This is a genomic window from Roseburia sp. TF10-5 (assembly GCF_003462365.1).
GTDB classification, from domain to species: domain Bacteria; phylum Bacillota; class Clostridia; order Lachnospirales; family Lachnospiraceae; genus Roseburia; species Roseburia faecis.
In genome coordinates this window covers 231,594-257,193 of record NZ_QTYW01000001.1, presented here as the reverse complement: position 1 = coordinate 257,193, position 25,600 = coordinate 231,594, and the positions used below count along the sequence as shown (strand labels likewise).

Here is a 25,600-nt window from a genome sequence, read left to right as displayed (position 1 = left end):
ATTTATGGATTGTGAAACAGATCCTGATTTTCCATAATACAAAACAGAGTCTGCAATGTATCAATCATTTCCTGTTCTTTTGGGGTACAATATTTACGGACTGCACTAAGCATTGCATCCCGCCGTTTGGTACCGGCAGGCAGAGAACAGGCAGCCATGCTGTTCTCCTGTCTGGAGAAAGCTGCTGTGGCATTTTTCCATTCCATCAGCTGGATCAGCATGGCAAGCGGCTTTTGTGTCGGAACGTCTAAATATGGTACGATGGACTTTAAGATCTGCGTATTTCTCGTCTGGATCAGATCGTCATACGTGATGGATTTATTTTCATCCATGGATCACACATCCTATATAATTTTTCTATTATTTTATGAGAGAATGCCTGTCTGTATGAATACAATAAAAGAAAAAGGAAAAAATAGATGCATGAGAGACTGATTATTGATGGAAACAGTGTTTATGAAGTGGATGAAGAATGCCTGAAACGACGGAATGTTCCCACGGAATGCAGGGTAAAAGAGGCTGTGGAACGTCAGATCCAGAAAGAAAAAGCCACAAAAGAAGGATAGCATTTTATATGCAAAAAGGGATGCAGATACTGCATCCCTTTTTGGTTGTGCACCTTGCTGCACACGTTTCTAACACAAATATTAGAAGATTCCGCCGCATCCGTTTCCGCCGCCATTGCATCCGCCACAGAATAACAGAAGAAGAATCAGCCAGCAGCAGTCGTTTCCGCCGCCACTGCATCCGCATCCGTTGTTGTTTCCGCAGAAAGATCCATTTCCACAGCAGGAGAGAAGAAGAATGATCCAGATAATAGAATTGCATCCACATCCGTTATCTGTTGAACATCCACAGTTTGTAGCAGTTAAATCACTCATAAGTGACCTCCAAATAAATATATTTACAGTATAGTGTATGAGACGGCAGCAAAAGGGTTCCATATTTTTCTAAAAAAATTCATTGACTTTCACATAGTAAATAGATAAAATGATTTTATAACGTAATAATTGTATACAATTATTCATGTATGAAAAGGAGTAGTCAGCACATGAGAGAAGTAGTAATGAATGACAAATCAAACCTGTTGCAGCTCGAAGAACATTTTTATCAGCTGGTAGATGTGGATGAACCGAATACATTCCGGAACCTTTTTCCCTATGAGGAGATTCCGAAGATTGCGTTTAATGATCGTATTGTTCCGCATAATATGCCGGATGAAATCTGGATTACAGATACCACATTCCGTGATGGGCAGCAGTCCCGTGCTCCGTATACCACCGAACAGATCGTGACGATTTATGATTACTTACATAAACTTGGCGGTCCGAAGGGAAAGATTCGTCAGAGTGAATTCTTCTTATATAGTAAGAAAGACCGCGACGCGGTATATAAATGTATGGAACGTGGCTATCAGTTTCCGGAAGTCACTTCCTGGATTCGTGCCAGCAAACAGGACTTTCAGCTGGTCAAAGACCTGGGTCTTCGCGAGACGGGCATTCTTGTCAGCTGTTCTGACTACCATATTTTCTATAAAATGAAAATGACAAGACGGGAGGTTATGAATCTGTACCTGAGCGTGATCCGCGACTGTCTGGAGACCGGCATCAGTCCGCGCTGTCATCTTGAGGATATCACACGTTCCGATATTTACGGATTTGTAATTCCGTTCTGTGTGGAACTGATGAAACTGCAGGATGAGTACAAGATTCCGATCAAGGTACGTGCCTGCGATACGATGGGATATGGGGTAAACTTCCCTGGTGCCGTAATTCCACGAAGTGTGCCGGGAATCATTTACGGTCTGACAACACATGCCGGAGTTCCTTCTTCCCAGATTGAGTGGCATGGACACAATGATTTTTACAAAGCAGTCAACAATTCCACCACAGCATGGCTGTACGGGGCAAGTGGTGTCAACTGTTCTTTGTTTGGAATCGGGGAGCGTACCGGAAATACGCCTCTGGAAGCCATGGTATTTGAGTATGCCCAGCTGCGCGGTACTCTCGATGGCATGGATACGACCGTGATCACGGAACTTTCCGAATATTATGAGAAGGAACTGGGATACAAACAGCCGCCACAGACACCGTTTGTCGGAAGTAACTTTAATGTGACAAGAGCCGGTATTCACGCGGACGGATTACTGAAAAATGAGGAAATATATAACATTTTCGATACCGGAAAATTTTTAAACCGTCCACCTCTGGTAGCAGTATCGAATACCTCAGGTCTGGCAGGTATTGCACACTGGATCAACAATTATTATCATTTGCCAGATGACCGGAAAGTGGACAAAAACTCAGAACTTGTACACCGGATCAAAGACTGGGTAGACACACAATACGATGACGGACGCGTAACCGTTATGACGGATCAGGAGCTTGTTGTAGAAATTACTTCCGTTTGTAAAGAGCTTGGTATTGTGTTATAGGCAAAAATTCGATATTATATAAGGTGAAATTATGGCAGAAGATCATTATTCATTAAGTGCCAAAGTTTTTCATTCCATTCGGGAAGATATTTTAAATGGAAAATATCAGGCGAATGAGGAACTGAAGGAAAAGAATATTGGCGACGATCTCGGGGTGAGCCGGACTCCCGTCCGGGAAGCACTCCGGCAGCTGGAGCTGGAAGGGCTGGTACATATCATTCCAAACAAGGGAGCGTTTGTAGAAGGGGTTACCCTTCAGGATGTCAAAGATATCTATGAGATACGGACGCTTTTAGAGGGATTATGCGCCCGGTGGGCAGCGGAGCGGATCACGCAGGAACAGTTGGAGGAACTGGAAGAAATCGTATTTTTATCCGATTTTCACTATTCCAAAGAAAACTGGGATCAGATACTGGAACTGGATAACCGTTTCCACGAAATGGTATATGAAGCATGCGCAAGCAAAGAACTGACACGTGTGCTTCGGGACTATCATCATTATCTGCAGCGCATCCGTCGGATCACACTGGAAGAGAAAGCACGGGCTCATGCGTCGATCAATGAACACCGGGCAATTGCCGAGGCATTAAAGGCAAGGGATGCCCGGACAGCGGAGGAGTGTGCCAGACTCCATATCCGCAATACGATATCCAACATGGATAAAATCGGTTGGGAAAATCTGATGAAATAAAATAAAGGAGAATGAAGCGATGAGCAAGATTACAATGACAACACCACTGGTAGAGATGGACGGAGATGAAATGACAAGAATTCTCTGGAAAATGATCAAGGATGAGCTGTTACTTCCGTTTATTGATCTGAAAACAGAGTATTATGATCTGGGACTGGAAGAGCGTAACCGGACAAACGATCAGGTAACGGTTGATTCTGCAAATGCAACAAAGAAATACGGTGTTGCTGTAAAATGCGCAACGATCACTCCGAATGCCGCAAGAATGACAGAATATAATTTAAAAGAAATGTGGAAGAGTCCGAACGGAACCATCCGTGCCATGCTTGACGGAACGGTATTCCGTGCGCCGATTGTCGTAAAGGGAATTGAGCCAAATGTTAAGACCTGGGAAAAGCCGATCACGATTGCAAGACATGCGTATGGCGATGTGTATAAGGCATCAGAAATGAAGGTTCCGGGACCTGGTAAGGCTGAGCTGGTATTTACTGCAGAGGATGGAACCATCGTGCGTGAACTGATCCATAATTTTACCGGAGCCGGTGTATTACAGGGACAGCATAACCTGGACGATTCCATTGAAAGCTTTGCACACAGCTGCTTTAAATATGCACTGGATACAAAGCAGGATCTGTGGTTTGCAACAAAGGATACCATTTCCAAAAAATATGACCATACCTTTAAGGATATTTTCCAGGATGTATTTGAGAAGAATTACAAGGATGCATTTGAAAAAGCCGGAATTGAGTATTTTTATACTTTGATTGATGATGCGGTTGCACGTGTTATGAAGTCAAAAGGCGGATTTATCTGGGCATGCAAAAACTATGACGGTGATGTTATGAGTGATATGATCAGTTCTGCATTCGGCTCTCTTGCCATGATGACTTCCGTACTTGTATCCCCGCATGGATATTATGAGTATGAAGCTGCACACGGAACCGTTCAGAGACATTATTATAAGCATCTGAAGGGTGAAGAAACTTCCACAAACTCCGTCGCAACCATTTTTGCATGGACAGGAGCACTCAGAAAGCGCGGAGAACTGGATAAAAATCAGGCACTCTGTGATTTTGCGGATAAACTGGAAGCAGCATGCTTAAAGACCATTGAGTCCGGAAAGATGACAAAGGATCTTGCTTTGATTACGACCATTGAAAATCCGGTGGTATTAAACAGTGAGAATTTTATTAAGGCAATCCGGACAGAACTAGAAGCTTCTCTTTCATAAATAAAAGGATTGGAGGATGAAATTGTGGAAAAGGAAATCTCACAAGCTGTCATCCGTCGTATGCCAAGATATTACCGTTATCTGGGAGAATTGCTGGAGGAAGGCGTTGAGCGCATTTCCTCCAATGATCTGAGTCACCGGATGATGGTGACGGCCTCTCAGATTCGCCAGGATTTGAATAATTTTGGCGGATTTGGACAACAGGGTTACGGATATAATGTGAAATACCTGTATGATGAGATCGGAAAAATACTGGGGTTAAATGAGACCCATAATATTATCATGATCGGTGCCGGAAATCTTGGTCAGGCAATTACAAATTATGTAAAATTTGAACGGTTTGGTTTTATCATTACTGCGTTGTTTGATGTAAAACCATCTTTAAAAGGACAGACCGTTCGTGATATTCCGATTTATATGATGGATGAACTGGATGATTACTGCAAAAAAAATAAAGTAGATATTGCAGCCTTAACACTCCCGAAAGAAAAGGCAGAAGATACTGCGCAGCATCTTGTGAATCTGGGAATCCGTGCCATCTGGAATTTTGCCCATGTGGATCTGGATTTAAGTGATAAAAGTGTGGTTGTCGAAAATGTTCATTTGTCGGACAGTCTGATGCAGTTATCATATAATATCGTGAAGAACTCCAAGTAGCACACAAAGAGGTGATACGATGAAGGATGATGAAGAATTTAAAAAAGCGCTGGCAGACAAACAGGTGCCGATTCTTGTACTTGATGAGAAGTGGCATCGGCTTTTTGCTGTGCATGGCAAGCCGGACGAAATTCATGAAACGGAAAACGAGCTGAATGCTTTGCTTGCCAGACAGGGAAAACTGAATGAAGAGTTAAAACAGCTGAAAAAAGTAAAAAAGCAGCTGATGGAAAGCATTGTCGCAAACATGGACGGAACTACATCCGAAGATATGGATGCACAGCGGGAAAAAAAGCTGGATGAAGATAAACGTCTGATTGATGAAACCAATCAGAAAATGGAAGAAAATGAGGACGAACTGCTGGAAATTCCACGTCGGATCCGTGATGTCAACCGGAAACTGATGCTTCAGAGCATGGGATATTTTTACGAAAAAATACGTGTCAATAAAAAGGAATCCGATGATATTGATGCCTGGATCAATCAGGTTCGTGTGGATTTAAAGAAAAATATCATCCGTAAGCAGAACCGGGATATCAACAATCGTGAGATTTATGCGTATCTGCACGATATCTTCGGGCCATCCACTCTGGATCTGTTCGATATTCACTATGAAGATGAAGATGTGGAAGAGGACAGCGCACAAAATAAACAAAACGATACGAAAGAATCACAAAAGGAAGAGAAGAAAGAGGAGAAATAGAAATCTTGCGTTATCTTGTATCGGGAAAAGAAATGAAGCTTCTGGATCAGAATACGTCGCAGGTGTTTCATGTACCGGAACTGGTATTGATGGAACAGGCATCGATGGCTTTTGTGCAGAAGCTTTTAGTGCTTAAACAAAATAAATTATCGACAGCATTAATTGCCTGTGGAAGCGGAAATAACGGAGGGGACGGACTTGCCATTGCCCGACTTTTGCGGGAACAGGGGGTTTTTGTGTCCGTATGGCCGGCAGGAGAGGAAGAAGGGCACCGGACCAGTCCATCCTATGACACCCAGAAACAGATCTGCAGTGCCTACCGCATTCCGGTCGTGCAAAAGGAGAAAGTTTCCGCAGGGGAGGCATCCTATGATGTGGTCATTGATGCCATGTTTGGAACCGGTCTGTCCCGGGAAATATCCGGAGCACTTGCAAACGATATTGACGTGCTCAATCAATTGTCTGGATGGAAAGTTGCCGTGGATATTGCTTCCGGAATCAGTTCCGATGATGGGGCAGTACTTGGCACGGCTTTTCGGGCAGATGACACAATTACATTTTCATTTGGGAAAAAGGGGCAGTATCTGTGGCCGGGCAATGAATATTGCGGAAAGGTACATGTGGTTTCCATGGGAATTACACAGGAGAGCTGGCTGGATGATAAGCCGCATACGGCTGTTCTGGAATCGGAAGATTTAAAAAAACTTCCCTCCCGTATGGCACATACCAATAAAGGTTCGTATGGGAAGTTGCTAATTATTGCCGGAAGTGTTAATATGTCCGGAGCGGCATGCTTTTGTGCAAAAGCTGCATATCGTATGGGAAGTGGCCTGGTGCGGGTATTCACCTGTGAACAAAACCGGCTGATTCTGCAGACAAAGGTTCCGGAAGCTGTTCTTGTCACCGGGCAGGAAAACGAGGAAGAAACTTTGCTGGCAGAACAGCTGCAGTGGGCGGATGCCGTAGTATTTGGCCCGGGAATCGGAACCGGACAGCGTGCACGCCGCATGACATCCACCGTTCTGGAACAATGCCGCGTTCCACTGGTTTTGGACGCCGATGCGTTAAATATCATTGCGGATCAACCAGAACTTTTAGAACAGGCAAAGGCGGACATTATTCTGACACCGCATCCCGGAGAAATGTCCCGGCTGACCCAAAAACCGGTTTCTGAAATTCTGACCACACTGGAGCAATCTGCCGAAACCTTTGCGAAGCGTTTCCATGTGATTTGTGTATTAAAAGATTTTCATACGGTTACTGCCGTTTCGGATGGCATGACGTATGTAAATTTATCGGGAAATAATGGAATGGCAACGGCCGGAAGCGGAGATGTGCTGGCAGGTGTGATCGGTTCCCTTCTTGCCCAGGGAATGAAAGCAGAGGAAGCAGCATCTCTTGGGGTGTATGTGCACGGGCTGGCGGGAGATGCCGCAAAAGAAAAATGTGGAGTCCGGGGAATGATGGCTTCCGATATCATAGAAGGACTCAAAGAGGTAGAAAAATCATGAAAAAAAATCGTGTTTATGCAGGCATTGATTTAGATGCACTGCGCTATAATATGGAATCCATGCATAAAAATATTAAAGAAGGAACCAAAATTGCCGCCGTCATCAAGGCAGATGCTTACGGGCATGGGGCACTGACCGTAGCAAAAACAATCGAGGACCTTCCGTATGTATGGGGATTTGCCGTGGCAACTGCGGATGAAGCGGAGATGCTGATTGCGGATGGGCGAAAGAAACCGATTCTGATCCTTGGAATCAGTTTTCCGGAACATTATGAGCTCATAGTGGAAAAAGAAATACGTCCTGCAATCTGTGAATATGAGGCGGCAAAAGCTCTTTCGGATATCGCTGTCAGAAAAAATAAAACCTGTCATATCCATATTAAAATTGATACCGGAATGAGCCGGATCGGTCTGCAGGTTACCGAAGACAGTGCAGACCTGATTGCAGGGATTGCAAAACTTCCGAATATTGAGATCGAAGGAATTTTTACACATTTTGCCCAGGCAGATGAGTATGATAAAACCCCAACCCAAAAGCAGATTGCACTTTTTCAGAAGATGATAACAATGTTAGAGGAACGGAATGTTAAAATACCGATCCATCATTGCTCCAACAGTGCCGGAATTGTAGAGATCCCGGAAGCAAATATGGATATGGTAAGAGCCGGAATCACTCTTTATGGTATGTGGCCATCGGAGGAAGTGGCACACAATATTTCCCTTCATCCGGTGATGTCCTTAAAGAGCCATATCGCTTTTGTCAAGACACTGGGAAAAGGGCGTAAGATCAGTTATGGCGGTATCTATGAGACACCGTCAGAAAAAAGAATTGCAACCATTCCGGTCGGCTATGCGGATGGTTATGCAAGAGGGCTTTCCAATAAAGGCTATGTTCTTATTCACGGGAAGAAGGCTCCGATCTGCGGCAGAGTCTGCATGGACCAGTTTATGGTCGATGTGACCGAAATTCCGGAAGCAAAAGAAGGTGATCCGGTGACCCTTCTCGGAAAAGACGGCAGCGAATGTATCACGATGGAAGAGCTTGGCGAATTATCCGGTCGTTTCAATTATGAATTTGCATGTCTGATCACACCGCGTGTGCCAAGAATCTGTATACAGGAATCATAAGATTACACAGATGTCTCCTTTTTGAATAACATATAGTATGAAATCATCTTTTTGAATACATGTGAGAAATATGGAAATACTTTTAGTATCACAAAGTATGGGGTGAAAACGTATGTTGATTCAAAGAGGAGATGTTTATTATGCAGATCTGCGCCCGGTCGTGGGATCGGAACAGGGAGGCGTCCGGCCGGTTCTTATCATTCAGAACAATATCGGGAACCGGCACAGCCCGACCGTGATCTGTGCGGCGATTACTTCGCAGATGCATAAAGCAAAACTTCCTACACATGTCGAATTAAACTGTGACAAATACGATCTGGCAAAGGATTCTGTCGTTTTGCTGGAACAGTTGCGGACCATTGACAAAAAGCGGCTGAAAGATAAAGTATGTCATCTGGATCATCAGATTCTTTTGAAAATTGACAAAGCACTGGAGATCAGCCTGGAATTGTATACATAACTTGACGGAATACAGTTCCCATGGTATGATTTGGAGTATTATATACATTAAAGGAGAAACGAAATGGACGATAGTGCCAGTTCCGGCAGGACGAATATTTTAAAAAAAATTATAGGATTTTTAAACCCGTCTTCCCATGAGGATGATGTGACCGAAGAAGAGATTATTTCCATGGTAAATGAAGGACACGAACAGGGAGTTCTTCGTGCTTCGGAGGCAGAGATGATTCACAATATTTTTGAATTCGGTGACAAAGAAGCCAAAGATATTATGACACATCGAAAGAATCTGATTGCGATCGATGGGGAACTTTCCTATAATGATGCTGTTCCGTTCATCATTGAAAACAATAAGTCAAGATATCCGGTTTATCTGGAGGACATCGATAATATTATCGGTGTTTTACATATTAAAGACGCATTTGCTTTTGCACAGAAAAATGAGGTATTCCGTACTTCCATCAAAGACATTAAGGGGCTGATCCGGGAGGTGGATTTTGTTCCGGAAACATTAAATATTCATACTCTTTTCCAGAAAATGCAGGCAAAAAAGAGCCATCTGGTCATAGTGGTAGATGAATATGGACAGACATCCGGTGCGGTAGCCATGGAGGATATCCTGGAAGAAATTGTCGGAAACATCGAGGATGAGCATGATGAGGAAGAACAGCTGATTCGCCAGAATACAGATGGAAGTTATACCATGAGCGGGTTCGCAAGTCTTTCGGACGTGGCGGAAACGTTACAGATTCCGGTAAATGATGATGATTTTGACACGCTCAACGGTTTTCTGGTTTCCCTGATGGAAAAAATTCCAAATGATGGTGAAACTGCCAGATTGCAGGCGTACGGATATGAATTTTCCATTCGGAAAGTGAAGGATAAAATGATCCGTGAGGTTCTTGTAAAAAAAGCAGATGCAAAGCATCAGCGGCCGGAGGATGACCCACTTGCGCGAAACGGCAAAGAATGATAGAATAAAATACAGGTAATGCTTCTGTACGAATGACATGAAGTATGGATGGTTACAGGATAGAATACAATTTAGAAAAGAGGATTTTAACAATGTCAGGACATTCCAAATTTGCGAATATCAAGCACAAAAAAGAAAAAAATGATGCAGCAAAGGGAAAGATCTTTACCATGATCGGTAGAGAAATTGCTGTTGCGGTAAAAGAGGGTGGTCCGGATCCGGCAAATAATTTCAAACTTGCACAGGTAATCGCAAAGGCAAAGTCAAACAATATGCCGAATGATACCATCGAGCGCGGTATCAAAAAAGCGGCAGGCGATGGAAACAGTGTTAATTACGAGACAACAACGTATGAGGGATATGGACCAAGCGGCACAGCAATTATTGTAAAGTGCCTGACGGATAATAAGAATCGTACAGCAGCCAATGTGCGTAATGCATTTACCAAGGGACAGGGAAGTATCGGTACACAGGGATGTGTATCCTATATGTTCGATGAAAAAGGACAGATTATCATTGACAAAGAAGAATGTGATATGGATGGTGATGATCTGATGATGCTTGCACTTGATGCAGGTGCAGAAGATTTTTCCGATGCGGATGACAGCTTTGAGATCACTACCGCTCCGGAAGATTTTGATGCGGTACATAAGGCACTTGAAGAGCAGAACATTCCGATGGCATCTGCGGAAGTAACCATGATTCCACAGACATATGTGACGCTGACCGATGAGGCTGATATTACAAATATCGGAAGAATTCTTGATTTCCTGGATGACGATGATGATGTTCAGGAAGTATATCACAACTGGGAAGAGTAAAATTACATACTGTAAAAATGCGTCATACGCAAAACAGGGTTTTAAATTAGGAGGCAGGTATGAAGAAAATCTTATTTGCAGCATCAGAATGTGTTCCTTTTATTAAAACAGGAGGACTTGCTGATGTATGTGGGGCTTTGCCTAAAACATTTGATCATAAGGATTGGGATGTGCGTGTTGTTATTCCGAATTACAGCTGTATTCCGGAAAAATACCGCAGTCAGTTTGAGTATGTGACCCATTTTTATATGGCATGCGGTTCTTATATTCCAAGTAAATATGTAGGGGTTTTACAATATAAACTGGATGGAGTCACCTATTATTTCATTGATAATCAGGAGTATTTTAACTGTTTCGTACCGTATGGAGATATGCGCTATGATATTGAAAAATTCACGTTCTTCGACAAAGCGGTATTGTCCATGCTTCCGCTGATCGGTTTCCGCCCGGATATCATTCACTGTCATGACTGGCAGGCCGGACTGATTCCTGTTTATTTAAAGAACGAATTTCAGGCGGATTCTTTCTTCTGGGGCATCCGGTCGATTATGACCATACATAATCTGAAGTTCCAGGGAATCTGGGATGTAAAAACCATGAAGGGACTTACGGGATTCTCAAGTGATCTGTTTGTTCCGGATAAGCTGGAATTTAATAAAGATGCAAATATGTTAAAGGGCGGACTTGTTTATGCAGATTATATTACTACCGTCAGCGATACCTATGCACAGGAAATTCAGACCGAATATTACGGTGAAGGATTAAACGGACTGTTGTCTGCACGTCATTTTGACATGCAGGGAATTGTAAACGGAATTGATTATACAACTTACAATCCGCAGACCGATTCCAAGATTTACATGAATTATGATGCGTCCAGTTTCCGGAAAAAGAAGTATGTGAACAAGGAACGGCTGCAGGAAGAACTTGGTCTGGAAGTAGATAAGAAGAAATACATGATCGGACTCATTTCCCGTCTGACCGATCAAAAGGGGCTGGATCTGATCAATGCCGTCATGGACGGACTGGTAGATGAATTTACCCAGCTGGTAGTCATCGGAACCGGGGAACCACAGTATGAGAATATGTTCCGGCACTACGCATGGAAATATCCGAACCGGGTTTCTGCAAATATCTGTTACTCTGATGATCTGGCACACAAGCTTTATGCGGCAGCGGATGCGTTCTTAATGCCTTCCCGCTTTGAGCCGTGTGGTCTGACACAGATGATTTCTTTCCGGTATGGAACCGTCCCGATTGTAAGAGAAACCGGAGGATTAAAAGACACGGTTCAGGCTTACAATGAATATGATAACAGTGGAGATGGATTTTCCTTTACAAATTACAACGCTGACGAAATGCTGCAGGTGATTAATTATTCCAAGCATATTTTCTATGACCGCAAGCGCCAGTGGAACCAGATGGTAGACCGTGGAATGGCAAATGATTTTTCATGGAATGCGTCAAAATTCCGCTATGAGGGACTGTATAATTATCTTCTCGGTGAATAAAACAGAAAATAATTCATAAGATAAGAACGGATACATTTGTATCCGTTCTTATTTTTATGAATGGCAAAGGTGAAAAAACAATGGGAGATACCAAAAAAGAAAATGATGACATTATTGAATTCGGACAGGCAATGTTACATGCAGACCGGAGAAATACAACCATTTATCTGTTATCAATTATCGGAGAAATTGAAGGACACGAATGTCTTCCGTCAACTTCAAAAACGACAAAATATGAACATGTCCTGCCACGTCTGGCAGCGATTGAGGACGATGAGAGTGTAAATGGCGTTTTGTTATTGCTCAATACCATGGGTGGAGATGTGGAGAGCGGACTTGCGATTGCGGAAATGGTCGCGTCGCTTTCGAAACCTACCGTTTCTTTAGTGCTTGGTGGGAGCCATTCCATCGGTGTTCCGCTGGCCGTTTCCACAGATTACTCTTTTATTGTTCCGAGCGGAACCATGGTGATCCATCCGGTACGGATGAGTGGAACCGTGATCGGGGCAAAACAGACATATGATTACTTTAAACAGATGCAGGATCGGATTGCCGGATTCGTGGCTTCCCATTGTCACGTTTCGGAGGAACGGATGACAGAAATGATGATGAATACGCAGATGCTGACCAAGGATCTCGGTACGATTCTTGTCGGGAAACAGGCAGTGTCAGAAGGCATTATTGATGCTGTCGGGGGAATTTCGGATGCATTTGCAAAGCTGTATCAGCTGATAGGGGAAAATAATTAAAAATAATTAAAAAAGCTGATGGGTGACATTCTGGTGTAAATATGATAAAATAAAAGGAGTTTTGTATGAAGGAGTGTGTCCAATGGCTGCGGGAAACCGTAAATCATCAAATAAAAGAAAAACACAGACAAAAAAAGAGCGTATGGCGGAAATGGAGAAAGCACAGGCATTTCGCGTGGAAGTAACGTTGTGGATTGTTGTTGCAGCTGCGCTGCTGCTTTTTATCAGTAATCTGGGATTCGGAGGAGCCGTTGGCAAAACCGTCAGCGGCTTTCTTTTTGGTATGTTCGGACTTATGGCATATGTTCTTCCGGTGCTGCTTCTTGTGGGCAGTTTTTTTGCGGTATCGAACCGTGGAAATAAGCTGGCAGCCGTAAAATTGATTGCGGCAATTGTATTTTTGGTCTTTTTATGTACATTTATGGGACTGGCCATGAATGGAAACGACCGGATCCATCCACTTGACGCATATACATATTGTGCAGAACGGCATACCGGTGGCGGCATCATCGGCGGATGTCTGGCTTATTACATGTGTCAGGCATTTGGACTGATCGGGTCTTTTATTATTGACATTATCGTGCTGATCGTCTGTATGGTACTGATTACAGAGCGTTCGGCATTGCGTGGAATGCAAAAAGGCGGCAAAAAGGTCTATGAATCCGCAAAGGAAAGCAATGAAAAGTATCGGGAATACAGGGAATACCGTGCACAGGAGCGGAAAGAACGCCGCATGGATCATAAAGTGTCCGGAGTATCCATCGATACACGGATTGAAGAAAAAGGCAAAAAAAATAAAAAGAGAAAATCGGATGAAATGGGAGAACTGTCGGCACCTGCATTTGATATGATGCCGGATACCACAGTAGCTCCGATGCCGGAAAAAATTTCTTCTCCGGCACCAGTGGCGGTTTTAGAAGAACCCGCGGCAGAAATACAGCCGGAGATTTCGGGGGATTTTATGCCGGATACTTTTCCACCGGAACCGTCGCAGGCGGCACCGGTTCCGGAACATATTGCAGGATTGGCACCGGCCAAAGACGTATTAAAGCCGGCAGAAAAAACACAAAAAAAGAAAAACGAACAGGAAATCCAAAACGAAGTACAGAAAGTAGCACAGGAAATGGAGACGTCGGGTTTGGAACACAAACCGGACAAAGCATATGTTTTTCCATCCATAGATCTGTTGAAAAAGGGAGAAGGGAAAAAGTCTGCCAATACTGAACATCAGTTGCGGGAAACTGCGGATAAGCTGCAGCAGACGTTAAAGAACTTCGGGGTCAATGTCACCGTTACCAACATCAGCTGCGGACCGGCAGTGACAAGATATGAAATTCAGCCGGAAATGGGTGTGAAGGTGAGCAAGATTGTCGGGCTGACCGACGATATCAAACTCAATCTGGCAGCTGCGGATATCCGTATCGAGGCGCCGATTCCGGGAAAAGCAGCGGTAGGAATTGAAGTTCCGAACAAAGAAAATGTTATGGTTGCTTTCCGTGACCTGATCGAATCGCCGGAATTTCAGACGGCAAAGTCCAAGATCAGTTTTGCAGTTGGAAAAGATATTTCCGGGAAAACAAAAGTAACCGATATTGCAAAGATGCCGCATCTGCTGATCGCCGGTGCAACCGGCTCGGGTAAATCCGTCTGCATTAATACGATTATCATGAGTATTTTATATAAGGCGAGACCGGATGAAGTAAAGCTGATCATGATTGATCCGAAAGTAGTAGAGTTAAGTGTCTACAACGGAATTCCGCACCTGATGATTCCGGTTGTAACCGATCCGAAAAAAGCATCCGGTGCTTTGCACTGGGCAGTTGCGGAAATGACGGAACGATATGAAAAATTTGCGGAGGCAAATGTGCGTGAAATCAATGGATACAACGCAAAGGTAGATTCCATTGAAGTACCGGAAGGGCAGGAGCGCCCGCAAAAGATGCCACAGATTGTGATCATTGTGGACGAGCTTGCAGATCTTATGATGGTAGCTTCCAATGACGTGGAAGAGGCCATCTGCCGACTGGCACAGCTGGCACGAGCGGCGGGGATTCATCTGGTGATTGCAACCCAGCGTCCATCGGTGAATGTCATCACCGGTCTGATCAAAGCAAATATGCCGAGCCGGATTGCATTTTCGGTGACTTCGGGTACGGATTCCCGGACGATTCTGGATATGAATGGCGCAGAAAAGCTTCTTGGAAAAGGAGATATGCTGTTCCACCCGCAGGGGGCACCGAAACCGATTCGTGTACAGGGAGCATTTGTTTCCGATAAAGAAGTTTCCGATGTTGTGGAATTTATCAAAGAACAAAATGAAACTGCATCATATAACGAAGAAATTGTACAGAAAGTGGACAGTATGCAGGCATCATCCGGCGGTACCACCGTGTCTATCTCCGATGCGGATGCGCAGGATGACGGCAGGGATGCATATTTTGATGAAGCAGCACAGATTATCGTAGATAAGGAAAAAGCATCCATAGGTATGCTGCAGAGATATTTAAAAGTGGGATTCAACCGTGCTGCCCGTATTATGGACCAGTTGGAAGAAGCTGGTATCGTTGGACCGGAGGAAGGAACGAAACCGCGGAAAGTTCTGATGACTTCCGAAGAATTACAGGCAGTAAAAGAGGATTTATAAAAAACATTTCAGGAGGAGAAAATTATGAAGACAGATATTCAAATTGCACAGGAAGCAACATTGCAGCCAATCAAAGAGGTAGCCGCAACAATTGGAATTGAAGAAGAAGATCTGGAATTGTACGGAAAGTACAAAGCGAAGATTTCCGATGAACTGATTGCACGAAGCCACAACAATCCGGACGGAAAACTGATTCTGGTGACCGCCATCAATCCAACACCAGCAGGAGAAGGAAAAACGACAGTCACCGTGGGATTGGGTCAGGCATTTGCAAAACTTGGAAAAAAAGCAATGATTGCGTTGCGTGAGCCTTCCCTTGGACCATGTTTCGGAATTAAAGGCGGTGCCGCAGGTGGTGGATATTCCCAGGTTGTTCCGATGGAGGATTTAAATCTTCATTTTACAGGGGATTTTCATGCAATTACTTCTGCAAATAATCTGCTGGCAGCTCTTTTGGACAACCATATCCAGCAGGGAAATACGCTTGGGATTGATCCAAGACAGGTGGTATGGAAACGCTGTCTGGATATGAATGACCGTGTCCTTCGTAATGTGGTTGTGGGACTTGGAAATAAAATGGACGGAATGGTGCGTGAGGATCATTTCGTAATCACGGTAGCATCCGAAATTATGGCGATTTTATGCCTTGCCGAAGATATGAAAGATTTAAAGAGACGTCTGGGACGGATTATCGTGGCATATACGTTTGACGGCAAGCCGGTAACTGCAGAAGATCTGCAAGCAGTCGGATCTATGGCAGCTCTGTTAAAAGATGCGTTAAAGCCGAATCTGATCCAGACACTGGAGCATACACCGGCGCTCGTTCACGGAGGACCATTTGCCAATATCGCACATGGATGTAACAGCGTGCGTGCTACCACAACTGCTTTAAAACTTGCCGATTATGTAATTACCGAGGCAGGATTCGGTGCGGATTTAGGTGCAGAAAAATTCTTTGATATCAAGTGCCGGAAGGCAGGGCTTCATCCGGATGCAGTGGTACTCGTTGCGACGATCCGTGCATTAAAATATAATGGCGGAGTTTTGAAGGATGAATTATCCAATGAAAACCTTGAGGCATTAAAGAAAGGAATTGTCAATCTGGAGAAACATATTGAAAACCTTCAGAAATTCGGTGTGCCGGTCGTTGTCACATTGAATGCATTTGTTTCGGATACAGAGGTAGAAACCGCTTATGTAGAACAGTTCTGCAAAGAGCATGACTGTGAATTTGCTCTGGCAAAAGTATGGGAAAAAGGCGGAGAGGGTGGAATTGCTCTGGCAAACAAAATTCTCGAGACACTTGAAAAGAAAGAAAGCCATTTCCATACACTCTACAGTGATGATCTTGGACTGAAAGAAAAGATCGAGACGGTTGCAAAAGAAATTTACGGTGCCGATGGAGTTACCTATTCTCCGGCAGCGGAGCGGGAACTGAAACGAATTACGGATCTGGGTATGGCAAACTTCCCGGTATGTATGGCAAAGACACAGTATTCCCTGTCGGATGATGCGAAGAAACTCGGAAGACCGACCGGATTTAAGATCAATGTCCGGGAAGTATATGTTTCTGCCGGTGCCGGCTTTGTCGTTGCTGTCAACGGTTCGATCATGACGCTCCCGGGTCTGCCAAAGAAACCGGCAGCTTACGGAATTGATGTCAATGATGACGGTGTAATCACAGGATTGTTCTAAGGAGATAAGGACATGGCAAAGATCATAGATGGAAAGAAGATTTCAGCGGAAATCAAAGAAGAATTAAAGACAGAAGTTGCAGCATATGCGGCACAGGGAAAAAAATGTGCACTTGCTGTCATTCAGGTGGGCGCAGATCCGGCATCCAGCGTATATGTCAGAAATAAAAAGAAAGCCTGTGCATATATTGGAATAGAGTCGCTTTCGTATGAACTTCCGGAAGAAACCACGGAAGAGGAACTGCTTGCATTGATTCAGAAACTAAATGACAATCCAGATGTTCATGGAATTCTGTGCCAGCTTCCACTCCCGAAACATATCTGCGAAGATCATGTGATCCAGGCAATTGATCCGCAAAAAGATGTCGATGGTTTTCACCCGCAGAATGTCGGTGCACTTGTGGTTGGGAAAAAAGGATTTGTCTCCTGCACGCCCGCCGGTATTATCCAGCTGTTAAAACGCAGCAATATTGAAATTGCCGGAAAGCACTGTGTGGTAATCGGAAGAAGCAACATTGTCGGAAAACCGATGGCGCTTCTGATGCTTCGGGAAAATGCAACGGTTACGATCTGTCATTCACGGACCGAAAATCTCAAAGAAATCTGCAAAGAGGCGGATATTCTGATTGTGGCCATTGGAAAACCACGTTATATCGGTGCCGATTATATCAAAGAAGGAGCGGTTGTCATCGATGTCGGAATTCACAGAAATGAAGAAAATAAGCTGTGCGGGGATGTCCGTTTCGAAGAGGCAGAGCAGATCGCTTCTTATATTACACCGGTTCCGGGTGGTGTTGGACCGATGACAATTGCGATGCTCATGCATAACTGTGTAGATGCCATGAAACTTTATTCATAAAACAGATAGGGGATAGATGATGAAGTGTATTTATTGCGGTGAGGAATTAAAAGAGGGGAGTCTGTACTGTCCAAAATGCGGGAAAGCCGTACAGATTGTGCCGGACTACAATATTTACGATGATGATTATCTGAATCAGGTTCTTACGGAAGAATCCCAAAAGATTTCAGGTTCCAGACCGGACAGAAATAAAAAACCGGCACCTGCAGAGACAAAACATCCGGGGAAAAAACACCTCGACCCACGCCAGAAAAAAATTATCTTCCTGGTTCTCGGAATCGTATGCGTGCTTATTTTTGCCCTGTTAATTCTTGGAGCAGCAATCCGTTCCAATCATGCCAATTCCTTCGATTACCAGGTGGGACTGGCAGAGAAAGCACAAAAAGCCGGAGATACCAAAAATGCAATTGCCTGCTATGAAAATGCATTGGCATTGGATAAAAACAGTATTGAAGTCCGGCTGGCTCTGGCAAAACTGTATACCGAAGAAAACGATTATGATTCGGCACTTGTTTTATATCAGGAAGTGATCCGTGCGGACAGGAAAAATCGTCAGGCATGCAAAGGACTGATTGCCATTTATGAGAAGCAGAACAATACCGATGCCATACTTTCTCTCTCCGAGGCTGTGGATGACAGTCTGAAAGATCTTTTCGCCGATTATCAGGTAGAGGGACCACAGTTCAGTTTAAAGAGCGGAAGTTTTGAAAATGCCCAGATACTACAGATGCTTTCCACAAAAGGCTATGAAATTTATTATACGGTAGACGGGTCAGATCCAAAAGAACGCGGATTGCGATACACAGAACCTGTGAAACTGGATGAAAATAATAAAACCTATACCGTAAAAGCGGTATGTAAAAACGAAAAGGGAGTTTACAGTGAGGTAACAGAAGCAAACTATAAAATTTCCATCCCGGCACCGGATGAACCGATTGTTTCTCCGGACGGTGGAGATTTCGGCGTGGAAACTTCCGTAACGATTACCGTTCCGGGCGGCTGCAGTGCTTACTATACCTGGGACGGAAGTACGCCGACTGCTGCCAGTCATCTTTATACGCAGCCGATCAAAGTTCCGGAAGGAAACAATATTCTTTCGGTTGTGATCATTGATCATACGACGAAATTAAGTTCGGATGTATATAGAGGAAATTTTATTTATTATTCACAGGACTATACAGCAGAAGATGATATAGATGATCCTGCAGACAATGCAGAAGAATAAAATAATATAGAAATTGTTAAAAATCAAACAGGGAGTGTGATTGCCGATGCTTTATAACTGCATGGACATATCAACACTCCCTGTTGTGGAAGAGGTGGTTTAATCTTCCAGAAATTCAATCTCATCTTTTGCCATATGGCTGATTCTTGCAAGGGGATACACATCAAATCCCTGAGAAACCAGTTTTTCATGTCCCGGCTGAAATGCTTTTTCGATCAGGACGCCTACACCTGCAATGGTAGCGTGCGCTTTGCGGATCAGACGGATGGCTCCGGTAGCTGCTTCTCCGTTTGCCAGAAAATCATCAATGATCAGGACATGATCTTTTTCTGAGACAAACTTAGAAGAAAGCGTCAGTTCATAACTTGTTCCTTTGGTAAAGGAAGTGACCTCTGTCTGGAACAGATTGTCGTTTAAAATCTTAGAAGGCTGTTTTTTTAAGATAATCATAGGAAGACCCATGCACATAGCTGTCATAAGAGCCGGAGCAATGCCGGAACTTTCAATGGTTGCAACCTTTGTGATGCCCTGATCTTTGAAGTGCTCCGCAAAAGCTTCCCCGATGTGCTGCATCAGTACCGGATCTACCTGATGATTGATAAAACTGTCTACTTTTAAGATATCTTCATTGACAGCAATTCCATCTTTTTTAATTCTTTCCTGTAATTCTTTCAATTTCGTTACCTCTCTTGTATTTGTTGATTACAGTATATCATTTTTCACTACAAATTTACAGAGAAATATAGTAAAATAACAACATGAAAATAACAATTATCTGCGTAGGCAAAATAAAGGAAAAATTTTATACGGAAGCCGTCAGGGAATATTCCAAACGGCTCAGCCGCTACTGTACGTTATCCATTACGGAGGTGGCGGATGAAAAGACAAAAGAACAGGCAAGCGAAACCGAAATTGCCATGGTCAAAGACCGGGAAGGGGAGCGTATTTTAAAATCCATCCGCCCGGACGGCTATGTGATTGCGCTGGCGATCGATGGAAAACAGCCGGATTCGATAGAACTTTCCCGTGAAATTGAAAAACTCGGGCTTGGCGGAGTCAGCCATATTTATTTTGTAATCGGAGGATCTCTTGGATTATCCGACAAGGTTCTTAAGCGGGCAGATGCACGACTCAGCTTTTCGAAGATGACATTCCCCCATCAGCTGATGCGTGTGATTCTGCTGGAACAGATTTATCGTTCTTACCGTATCATGCATCACGAACCATATCATAAATAAAGAAGAAAGGATCATTTGGTATGCAAAAAGCAATACGTCTGGTTACCCGGTTTTTAGCCAAATGCCAGAAAGACAAAATAAATGCTTATTCCGCACAGATCGCTTTTTTTATTATTTTATCCATCATTCCGTTTCTTATGGTGTTTTCTTCCATGCTTCAATATACCAGTATCACGGAGGATATGGTATTTGAAATCATAGAAAGAGTCATGCCGCAGTATGTTGCTCCGTTTTTGGTTACCCTTGTAAAAGAAATCTATACAAGATCCATGGGAATCATTTCGGTCACGGCAATTATTGCCATATGGTCTGCCGCAAAAGGCATTCAATATATGGCAGATGGTCTGAATGCGGTTCACGAATTAAAAGAGACAAGAAACTGGTTTGTACTCCGATTCTGGGCGGTTATTTATACCATTGTTTTTCTGGTTGCGATTGTATTTACGCTTGTTGTGCTGGTTTTTGGAAACAGTCTGCGGCATTTAGCGGCAGATTATCTTCCGTTTATTGCACATCTCGTAAAAATAATAATCAAATTCCGGGGGCTTATCATGTTACTTCTTCTGATCCTGTTTTTTGACGTGATTTTTACCGCACTTCCGAATACAAAGCTTACCTTTAAAAGCCAGCTTCCTGGAGCCACGGCATGTGCAGCTGCATGGTATGTTTTTTCCTTCGGGCTTTCCATCTATGTTGATTATTTTAATGGATTTTCCATGTATGGAAGCCTGACAACCATTGCCCTGATCATGCTTTGGCTGTATTTTTGCATGTATATTATGATGATGGCCGTAGAATTTAATGTATTTTTGGAAGCGTACCGAAACGGATCCCTGAATTTAGAGACATAGGACGGGTTCGCTTTTCATATAGTGAAGTATGAAAAGCCATTCGAATCAAACCAAACACAAAATAAAATCAGAGCATCTCGTAGAACAAATGGAACTGCCAAAAGACATTTTCCTGGGGATGCCGCTTCTTTCCATGGAGGGGAACCGTACACTTTGTATTGTTAACCACCGTGGAATTATAAAATACTGTCCGGAGGTGATCGGAATTGCAACACAATCCTATCATATCCGGATCGTCGGAAGGAGTCTGTCCATCCGGAAATATTCGGCGGATCTTATCGAAATTTCCGGATATATGCAGGAGATCACATTTCTGCCATGATAGAAAGGTTTCTTCGATTCGTCAATGGCAGTCTTTTGGTTTGTGCATGCGGAAGCAACATTTCCCGTTTTTTAAATTTATGTGCACGTCACGAAATTATGTTCTGGAAGATACAGCCGGATTCTCCAACGCAGGTTTCTTTTTATATCCGGTTGCAGGATCTGTATGAACTGCGTCCATATCTGCGGAAAACAAAAACGAGAATCCACATCAGAAAAAGGATCGGCTTTCCGTTTTTCTGGCAGAAATACCGCGCAAGAAAACTTGGAATTTTTGTCCTTTTGTGTGTCATGGCAGGAGTCTGGGTGCTCAGTACGAGAATCTGGAGAATTGAAATCAAAGGGAATTCCTCTCTGGGAGAAGACGCCATTCTGGAATATTTAAGTGCACACAACGTTACCTATGGCATGCCGGCAAAGGAAATCGACAATGATGCACTGGAGCTGTCCCTGCGTCAGGACTTGGAACCGGTGATCTGGGCAAGTGTATACGAAACGGGAACCCGGCTGGTTGTACAGATACAGGAGAAAATTTCTTCTCACGAGGAAACGAAAGAAGCAGAGGGCACCTGTATGGATCTGGCGGCATCTGCGGATGCTACGATTGCATCGGTCATTACAAGGAGCGGGCTTGCCAAAGTGAAAAAGGGTGATAAAGTGAAAAAAGGCGATGTGCTGGTCTGTGGACGGCAGGAAATTCTGGATGATAACGGGGAAGTGCGGGAATACTATTATAAAAGCGCCGATGCCGATGTATATGGATATACGATGCATCCCTATGAGGACTGGATTTCTTCCAAAATGACTGAAAAAAAAGAAACCGGTAATAAACACAAACGATATTTTCTACAGGTTCTGAATTGGCGTCTGGTAACTCCAGCTTTGCATGCGGAGTATGCATCGGAGCGTTCTGTAACGGATACCCGGCAGTTTTGCCTGCAGGACAGTTTTTATCTTCCGGTTTATTTTGGAGAAATCACAACGTCTGAGCTGCAGGAAAAGACCGTTATGCTGACAAAAGAACAGGTAAAACAGCTTGCTTTGACACATTTTTCACAATTTCTTTCGGAATTGGAAGAAAATGGGGTGCGAATTGTCGACAAAAATGTTATGATTGAACAGATAGATAAAAACTATCATATCTATGGTCAGGTAAAGGGGTGTGAAAAAATCACAACTTTAGTACCAACCGAAATGAAACGAGAGGAACCTGTAAATGAGTCTGAATGAAGTATCGCTCCGGATACCAACGGAACATATGGCAAATGTCTTCGGACAGTTTGATGCCAATATCAAAAAAATAGAACGGACACTGGGTGTAACGGTTGTTGTGCGCGATGATCAGTTGAAAATTATCGGTACTCCATCTGCCGCAAGCGGCGCACAGGAAGTGTTTGAACAGTTGTATGAGCTTGCAAAACGGGGAAATGTTATCAGCGAACAGAATGTAAACTACGCACTTGCTCTTTTGCAGGAACACAAAGGGTCTGAGATGGTAGAGATTGATAAAGATGTGATCTGTCATACCATACAGGGAAAGCCGGTTAAGCCTAAAACACTCGGGCAGAAGGATTATGTAGATAATATCCGTAAAAAAATGATTGTTTTCGGGATGGGCCCTGCTGGAACCGGAAAAACATATCTGGCCATGGCCATGGCGATCACTGCGTTTAAGAATGAAGAAGTGGGACGCATCATTCTGACACGTCCGGCAATTGAAGCGGGAGAAAAACTCGGATTTCTTCCGGGAGATCTGCAGAGCAAAGTAGATCCGTATCTGCGCCCTTTATACGATGCCCTGTATCAGATTATGGGTGCGGAGTCATTTCAGAAAAATATGGAAAAAGGTCTGATTGAGGTTGCACCGCTGGCTTATATGCGTGGACGGACACTCGACAACGCATTTATTATTCTGGATGAGGCACAGAACACCACACCGGCACAGATGAAAATGTTTCTGACACGTATCGGATTCGGCTCGAAAGCTGTGATTACCGGAGATGCCACGCAAAAAGATCTGGCCCCGGGAAGTAAATCCGGGCTGGATGTAGCACTTCGGGTTTTGAAAAATGTGGAAGAAATCGGAATCTGTAAATTAACAAGCAAAGATGTCGTCAGACATCCGCTGGTACAAAAGATTGTACAGGCTTATGATGATTATGAGTCCAGACAGAGCAGCCGGAGTGCGCGTAAGTCTGCCAGACAGGAGAAAAAATGAAACCCAAAGAGACAATAAACCTCTATCGCGTCATATCGCTTCTGGTGATCGCGCTTGTCACTTTTGGAGTGATGGGTGGATTAGGTGCCAAAAGCCACCTGTATCCGGATGAATGGCTCAGTATGTTTTTCCTGACCCTGATTTTTCTTCTGGTCTGCATGTTTGAACTGGAATATGAACGAAAGCAGAAAGGAATATCGGCAAACACACAGACAACCTTTATCCGTCTTTCCGTTACCTATACGGTCAGTGGGGGATTGATCTATGCGATCAGTTATCTTCCGGAATTTTACCGTCCGGTGATGATCCCGGTGATTCTGCTCACCGCAGTGTCAAATTCCATGGTGGCGGTGTCTTTTGGATTGTTTTTCGATCTGGTGCTGGCACTGACTGTCGGGGGAAGTTTTTATGCCCTTGCTGCTTATATGATGCTTACAATGCTTGCTGCTGTACTGGCACAGGCATTAAAAGAAAAAAAATACCGTATGGGTGTATCCCTTCTGACTTTCTTTTTCAGTCTGATGATTCCGGAACTGTTTTCCTATTTATCAACGAAAGAAATGCAGAAATATTCGCTGCTTTATGCTTTTGGAACAGCATTCCTGACTTTTCTGCCAGCAGCTTTTCTGTTTCACCGGCTGCTTCATGAAGCGGATCAGGAAATTGAAAACCATCTGCTGGATATCGTGTCCGAGGATTATTCGGAAGTAAAAGCCCTCAAGGATTTTTCCATGGTGGAATACCGCCACGCAGTGAAAGTTTCAGACATTGCCTGCCGCTGTGCAAAAGAAGTGGGATACCGGGCGAACTTATGTCTTGCCGGAGGTTTTTATTACCGTATGGGGCGCTGGATCGGGGAGCCATATATCAAAAATGCGGTCAATAAGGCAGAATCCTTATGTTTTCCGGCGGAGCTGATCTCCATTCTGGCAGAATACTATGGAGAAGAGCAGCTTCCATCTTCACCGGAATCCGCTCTGGTGCACATGGTGGATGCGGTTGTGATCCGTCTGGAAGCGATGGAACAAAATGTGGGACAAAGTGTCTGGAACCGTGATATTGTAATTTATCAGACCGTGAATGATTTTTCCTCAAGTGAAATTTATGACCATTCCGGAATGAGTATGAACCAATTTTTAAAGATTCGTGAATTTCTTGCAAAGGAGGAATTACTTCGTTGAGTTTTTATTTAGAAGAAACATGTAACATACCGTTTAATTTTGCATATGCTAAGCTTGCAGAGGATGTGATTGCCTTTTGTCTGTCCCATGAGAATTTTCCTTATGAAGCAGAAGTTAATCTGACACTTACAGACAATGAAGAAATCCATCGGATCAATCTGGAATACCGCCAGATCGACCGTCCGACGGATGTTCTTTCTTTCCCGATGCTTTCTTATGAGAAAGCCGGAGATTTTTCTTTTCTGGAAGAGGAGAGTGAAGATGATTTTAATCCGGATACGGGAGAAGTCATGCTTGGAGATATTATTATATCGGTCGATAAAGTGTTAGAACAGGCACAAAGTTACGGACACAGTCCGAAGCGTGAATTTGCATTTCTGATTGTGCACAGCATGCTTCATCTGTTTGGTTATGACCACATTGATCCGAAAGATGCGGCCATCATGGAACCCAAACAAAAACAGATACTCGAAGAGATGCATATCGTAAGAGATTAAAGAAT

Annotated in this window: 27 protein-coding genes; 24 read left to right on the top strand and 3 right to left on the bottom strand. The window is 43.7% G+C overall.

The window, feature by feature from the left end:
* Nucleotides 1-2: 2 nt before the first annotated feature.
* Nucleotides 3-332, bottom strand: a complete 330-nt coding sequence (locus tag DXD06_RS01350; protein WP_117830370.1) for a hypothetical protein — start codon at nt 330-332, stop codon at nt 3-5.
* Between the two features lie 87 nt (nt 333-419).
* On the opposite strand from DXD06_RS01350, the gene DXD06_RS17200 reads away from it, so the two are divergent.
* On the top strand, nt 420-566 hold the full coding sequence (locus DXD06_RS17200) for a hypothetical protein (RefSeq protein ID WP_022047073.1): 147 nt from the start codon (nt 420-422) through the stop codon (nt 564-566).
* 81 nt (nt 567-647) lie between these two features.
* On the opposite strand, the gene DXD06_RS01345 is transcribed toward DXD06_RS17200, so the two are convergent.
* Nucleotides 648-881, bottom strand: a complete 234-nt coding sequence (locus tag DXD06_RS01345) for a hypothetical protein (RefSeq protein WP_022047072.1) — start codon at nt 879-881, stop codon at nt 648-650.
* A 170-nt stretch (nt 882-1,051) separates the two neighbouring features.
* Here DXD06_RS01345 and DXD06_RS01340 point away from each other — a divergent pair, with 170 nt between their 5' ends.
* From DXD06_RS01340 to DXD06_RS01265, 16 genes are all read left to right on the top strand, one after another.
* Nucleotides 1,052-2,434: a 2-isopropylmalate synthase gene (locus DXD06_RS01340; RefSeq protein ID WP_022047071.1), complete on the top strand. Its 1,383-nt coding sequence runs from the start codon at nt 1,052-1,054 to the stop codon at nt 2,432-2,434.
* A gap of 31 nt (nt 2,435-2,465) precedes the next feature.
* The gene (locus tag DXD06_RS01335) at nt 2,466-3,125 is read left to right on the top strand and encodes a GntR family transcriptional regulator (RefSeq protein ID WP_055261312.1); all 660 of its coding nucleotides are present in this window, start codon (nt 2,466-2,468) and stop codon (nt 3,123-3,125) included.
* 19 nt (nt 3,126-3,144) lie between these two features.
* Nucleotides 3,145-4,356, top strand: a complete 1,212-nt coding sequence (locus DXD06_RS01330; RefSeq protein WP_022047069.1) for an NADP-dependent isocitrate dehydrogenase — start codon at nt 3,145-3,147, stop codon at nt 4,354-4,356.
* 21 nt (nt 4,357-4,377) lie between these two features.
* Nucleotides 4,378-5,013 carry a redox-sensing transcriptional repressor Rex gene (locus DXD06_RS01325; RefSeq protein WP_055067947.1) on the top strand — a complete coding sequence of 212 codons (636 nt, stop codon included), beginning with the start codon at nt 4,378-4,380 and terminating at the stop codon, nt 5,011-5,013.
* Between the two features lie 19 nt (nt 5,014-5,032).
* Nucleotides 5,033-5,716: a hypothetical protein gene (locus DXD06_RS01320; protein ID WP_117830369.1), complete on the top strand. Its 684-nt coding sequence runs from the start codon at nt 5,033-5,035 to the stop codon at nt 5,714-5,716.
* A gap of 5 nt (nt 5,717-5,721) precedes the next feature.
* On the top strand, nt 5,722-7,227 hold the full coding sequence (locus DXD06_RS01315) for an NAD(P)H-hydrate dehydratase (RefSeq protein ID WP_117830368.1): 1,506 nt from the start codon (nt 5,722-5,724) through the stop codon (nt 7,225-7,227).
* On the top strand, nt 7,224-8,354 hold the full coding sequence (gene alr, locus DXD06_RS01310) for an alanine racemase (RefSeq protein ID WP_055261306.1): 1,131 nt from the start codon (nt 7,224-7,226) through the stop codon (nt 8,352-8,354). The genes DXD06_RS01315 and alr overlap by 4 nt, the downstream gene beginning before the upstream one ends.
* 112 nt (nt 8,355-8,466) lie before the next feature.
* Nucleotides 8,467-8,814, top strand: coding sequence for a type II toxin-antitoxin system PemK/MazF family toxin (locus DXD06_RS01305; protein WP_022047064.1), 348 nt, complete (start codon nt 8,467-8,469; stop codon nt 8,812-8,814).
* Between the two features lie 63 nt (nt 8,815-8,877).
* The gene (locus DXD06_RS01300) at nt 8,878-9,786 is read left to right on the top strand and encodes a hemolysin family protein (protein ID WP_117830367.1); all 909 of its coding nucleotides are present in this window, start codon (nt 8,878-8,880) and stop codon (nt 9,784-9,786) included.
* A 92-nt stretch (nt 9,787-9,878) separates the two neighbouring features.
* A complete protein-coding gene (locus DXD06_RS01295; protein ID WP_055067808.1) occupies nt 9,879-10,607 on the top strand; it encodes a YebC/PmpR family DNA-binding transcriptional regulator in 729 nt (242 codons plus the stop codon).
* A gap of 59 nt (nt 10,608-10,666) precedes the next feature.
* Entirely contained in the window at nt 10,667-12,118 is a 1,452-nt protein-coding gene (gene glgA / locus DXD06_RS01290; RefSeq protein WP_117830366.1) for a glycogen synthase GlgA, read from the top strand.
* An 80-nt stretch (nt 12,119-12,198) separates the two neighbouring features.
* Nucleotides 12,199-12,867: a ClpP family protease gene (locus tag DXD06_RS01285; RefSeq protein WP_117830365.1), complete on the top strand. Its 669-nt coding sequence runs from the start codon at nt 12,199-12,201 to the stop codon at nt 12,865-12,867.
* Between the two features lie 82 nt (nt 12,868-12,949).
* Nucleotides 12,950-15,511 carry a DNA translocase FtsK gene (locus DXD06_RS01280; RefSeq protein WP_117830364.1) on the top strand — a complete coding sequence of 854 codons (2,562 nt, stop codon included), beginning with the start codon at nt 12,950-12,952 and terminating at the stop codon, nt 15,509-15,511.
* A 24-nt stretch (nt 15,512-15,535) separates the two neighbouring features.
* Nucleotides 15,536-17,206, top strand: coding sequence for a formate--tetrahydrofolate ligase (locus tag DXD06_RS01275; protein ID WP_117830363.1), 1,671 nt, complete (start codon nt 15,536-15,538; stop codon nt 17,204-17,206).
* 12 nt (nt 17,207-17,218) lie between these two features.
* The gene (gene folD / locus DXD06_RS01270; protein WP_055261298.1) at nt 17,219-18,064 is read left to right on the top strand and encodes a bifunctional methylenetetrahydrofolate dehydrogenase/methenyltetrahydrofolate cyclohydrolase FolD; all 846 of its coding nucleotides are present in this window, start codon (nt 17,219-17,221) and stop codon (nt 18,062-18,064) included.
* 19 nt (nt 18,065-18,083) lie between these two features.
* Nucleotides 18,084-19,289, top strand: a complete 1,206-nt coding sequence (locus tag DXD06_RS01265) for a chitobiase/beta-hexosaminidase C-terminal domain-containing protein (protein ID WP_158569455.1) — start codon at nt 18,084-18,086, stop codon at nt 19,287-19,289.
* 99 nt (nt 19,290-19,388) lie between these two features.
* Here DXD06_RS01265 and DXD06_RS01260 read toward each other — a convergent pair whose 3' ends face one another.
* The gene (locus DXD06_RS01260) at nt 19,389-19,964 is read right to left on the bottom strand and encodes a xanthine phosphoribosyltransferase (protein ID WP_022047055.1); all 576 of its coding nucleotides are present in this window, start codon (nt 19,962-19,964) and stop codon (nt 19,389-19,391) included.
* Nucleotides 19,965-20,047: 83 nt separating this feature from the next.
* Between DXD06_RS01260 and rlmH the strand changes: the two genes are divergently transcribed.
* The 7 genes from rlmH to ybeY all read left to right on the top strand — a co-directional run bounded on the left by rlmH (nt 20,048) and on the right by ybeY (nt 25,595).
* Nucleotides 20,048-20,527: a 23S rRNA (pseudouridine(1915)-N(3))-methyltransferase RlmH gene (rlmH, locus tag DXD06_RS01255; RefSeq protein WP_022047054.1), complete on the top strand. Its 480-nt coding sequence runs from the start codon at nt 20,048-20,050 to the stop codon at nt 20,525-20,527.
* Nucleotides 20,528-20,547: 20 nt separating this feature from the next.
* Complete coding sequence (locus DXD06_RS01250) at nt 20,548-21,378, top strand: YihY/virulence factor BrkB family protein (protein WP_117830361.1); 831 nt, start codon at nt 20,548-20,550, stop codon at nt 21,376-21,378.
* Nucleotides 21,379-21,466: 88 nt separating this feature from the next.
* A complete protein-coding gene (locus DXD06_RS01245; RefSeq protein ID WP_022047052.1) occupies nt 21,467-21,700 on the top strand; it encodes a YabP/YqfC family sporulation protein in 234 nt (77 codons plus the stop codon).
* The gene (locus DXD06_RS01240) at nt 21,697-22,929 is read left to right on the top strand and encodes a sporulation protein YqfD (protein ID WP_117830359.1); all 1,233 of its coding nucleotides are present in this window, start codon (nt 21,697-21,699) and stop codon (nt 22,927-22,929) included. Before DXD06_RS01245 ends, DXD06_RS01240 begins: the two co-directional genes overlap by 4 nt.
* A complete protein-coding gene (locus DXD06_RS01235) occupies nt 22,916-23,917 on the top strand; it encodes a PhoH family protein (RefSeq protein ID WP_117830358.1) in 1,002 nt (333 codons plus the stop codon). Before DXD06_RS01240 ends, DXD06_RS01235 begins: the two co-directional genes overlap by 14 nt.
* Entirely contained in the window at nt 23,914-25,098 is a 1,185-nt protein-coding gene (locus DXD06_RS01230) for a hypothetical protein (RefSeq protein WP_117830357.1), read from the top strand. The genes DXD06_RS01235 and DXD06_RS01230 overlap by 4 nt, the downstream gene beginning before the upstream one ends.
* The gene (ybeY, locus tag DXD06_RS01225) at nt 25,095-25,595 is read left to right on the top strand and encodes an rRNA maturation RNase YbeY (protein WP_117830356.1); all 501 of its coding nucleotides are present in this window, start codon (nt 25,095-25,097) and stop codon (nt 25,593-25,595) included. The genes DXD06_RS01230 and ybeY overlap by 4 nt, the downstream gene beginning before the upstream one ends.
* Nucleotides 25,596-25,600: the final 5 nt, after the last annotated feature.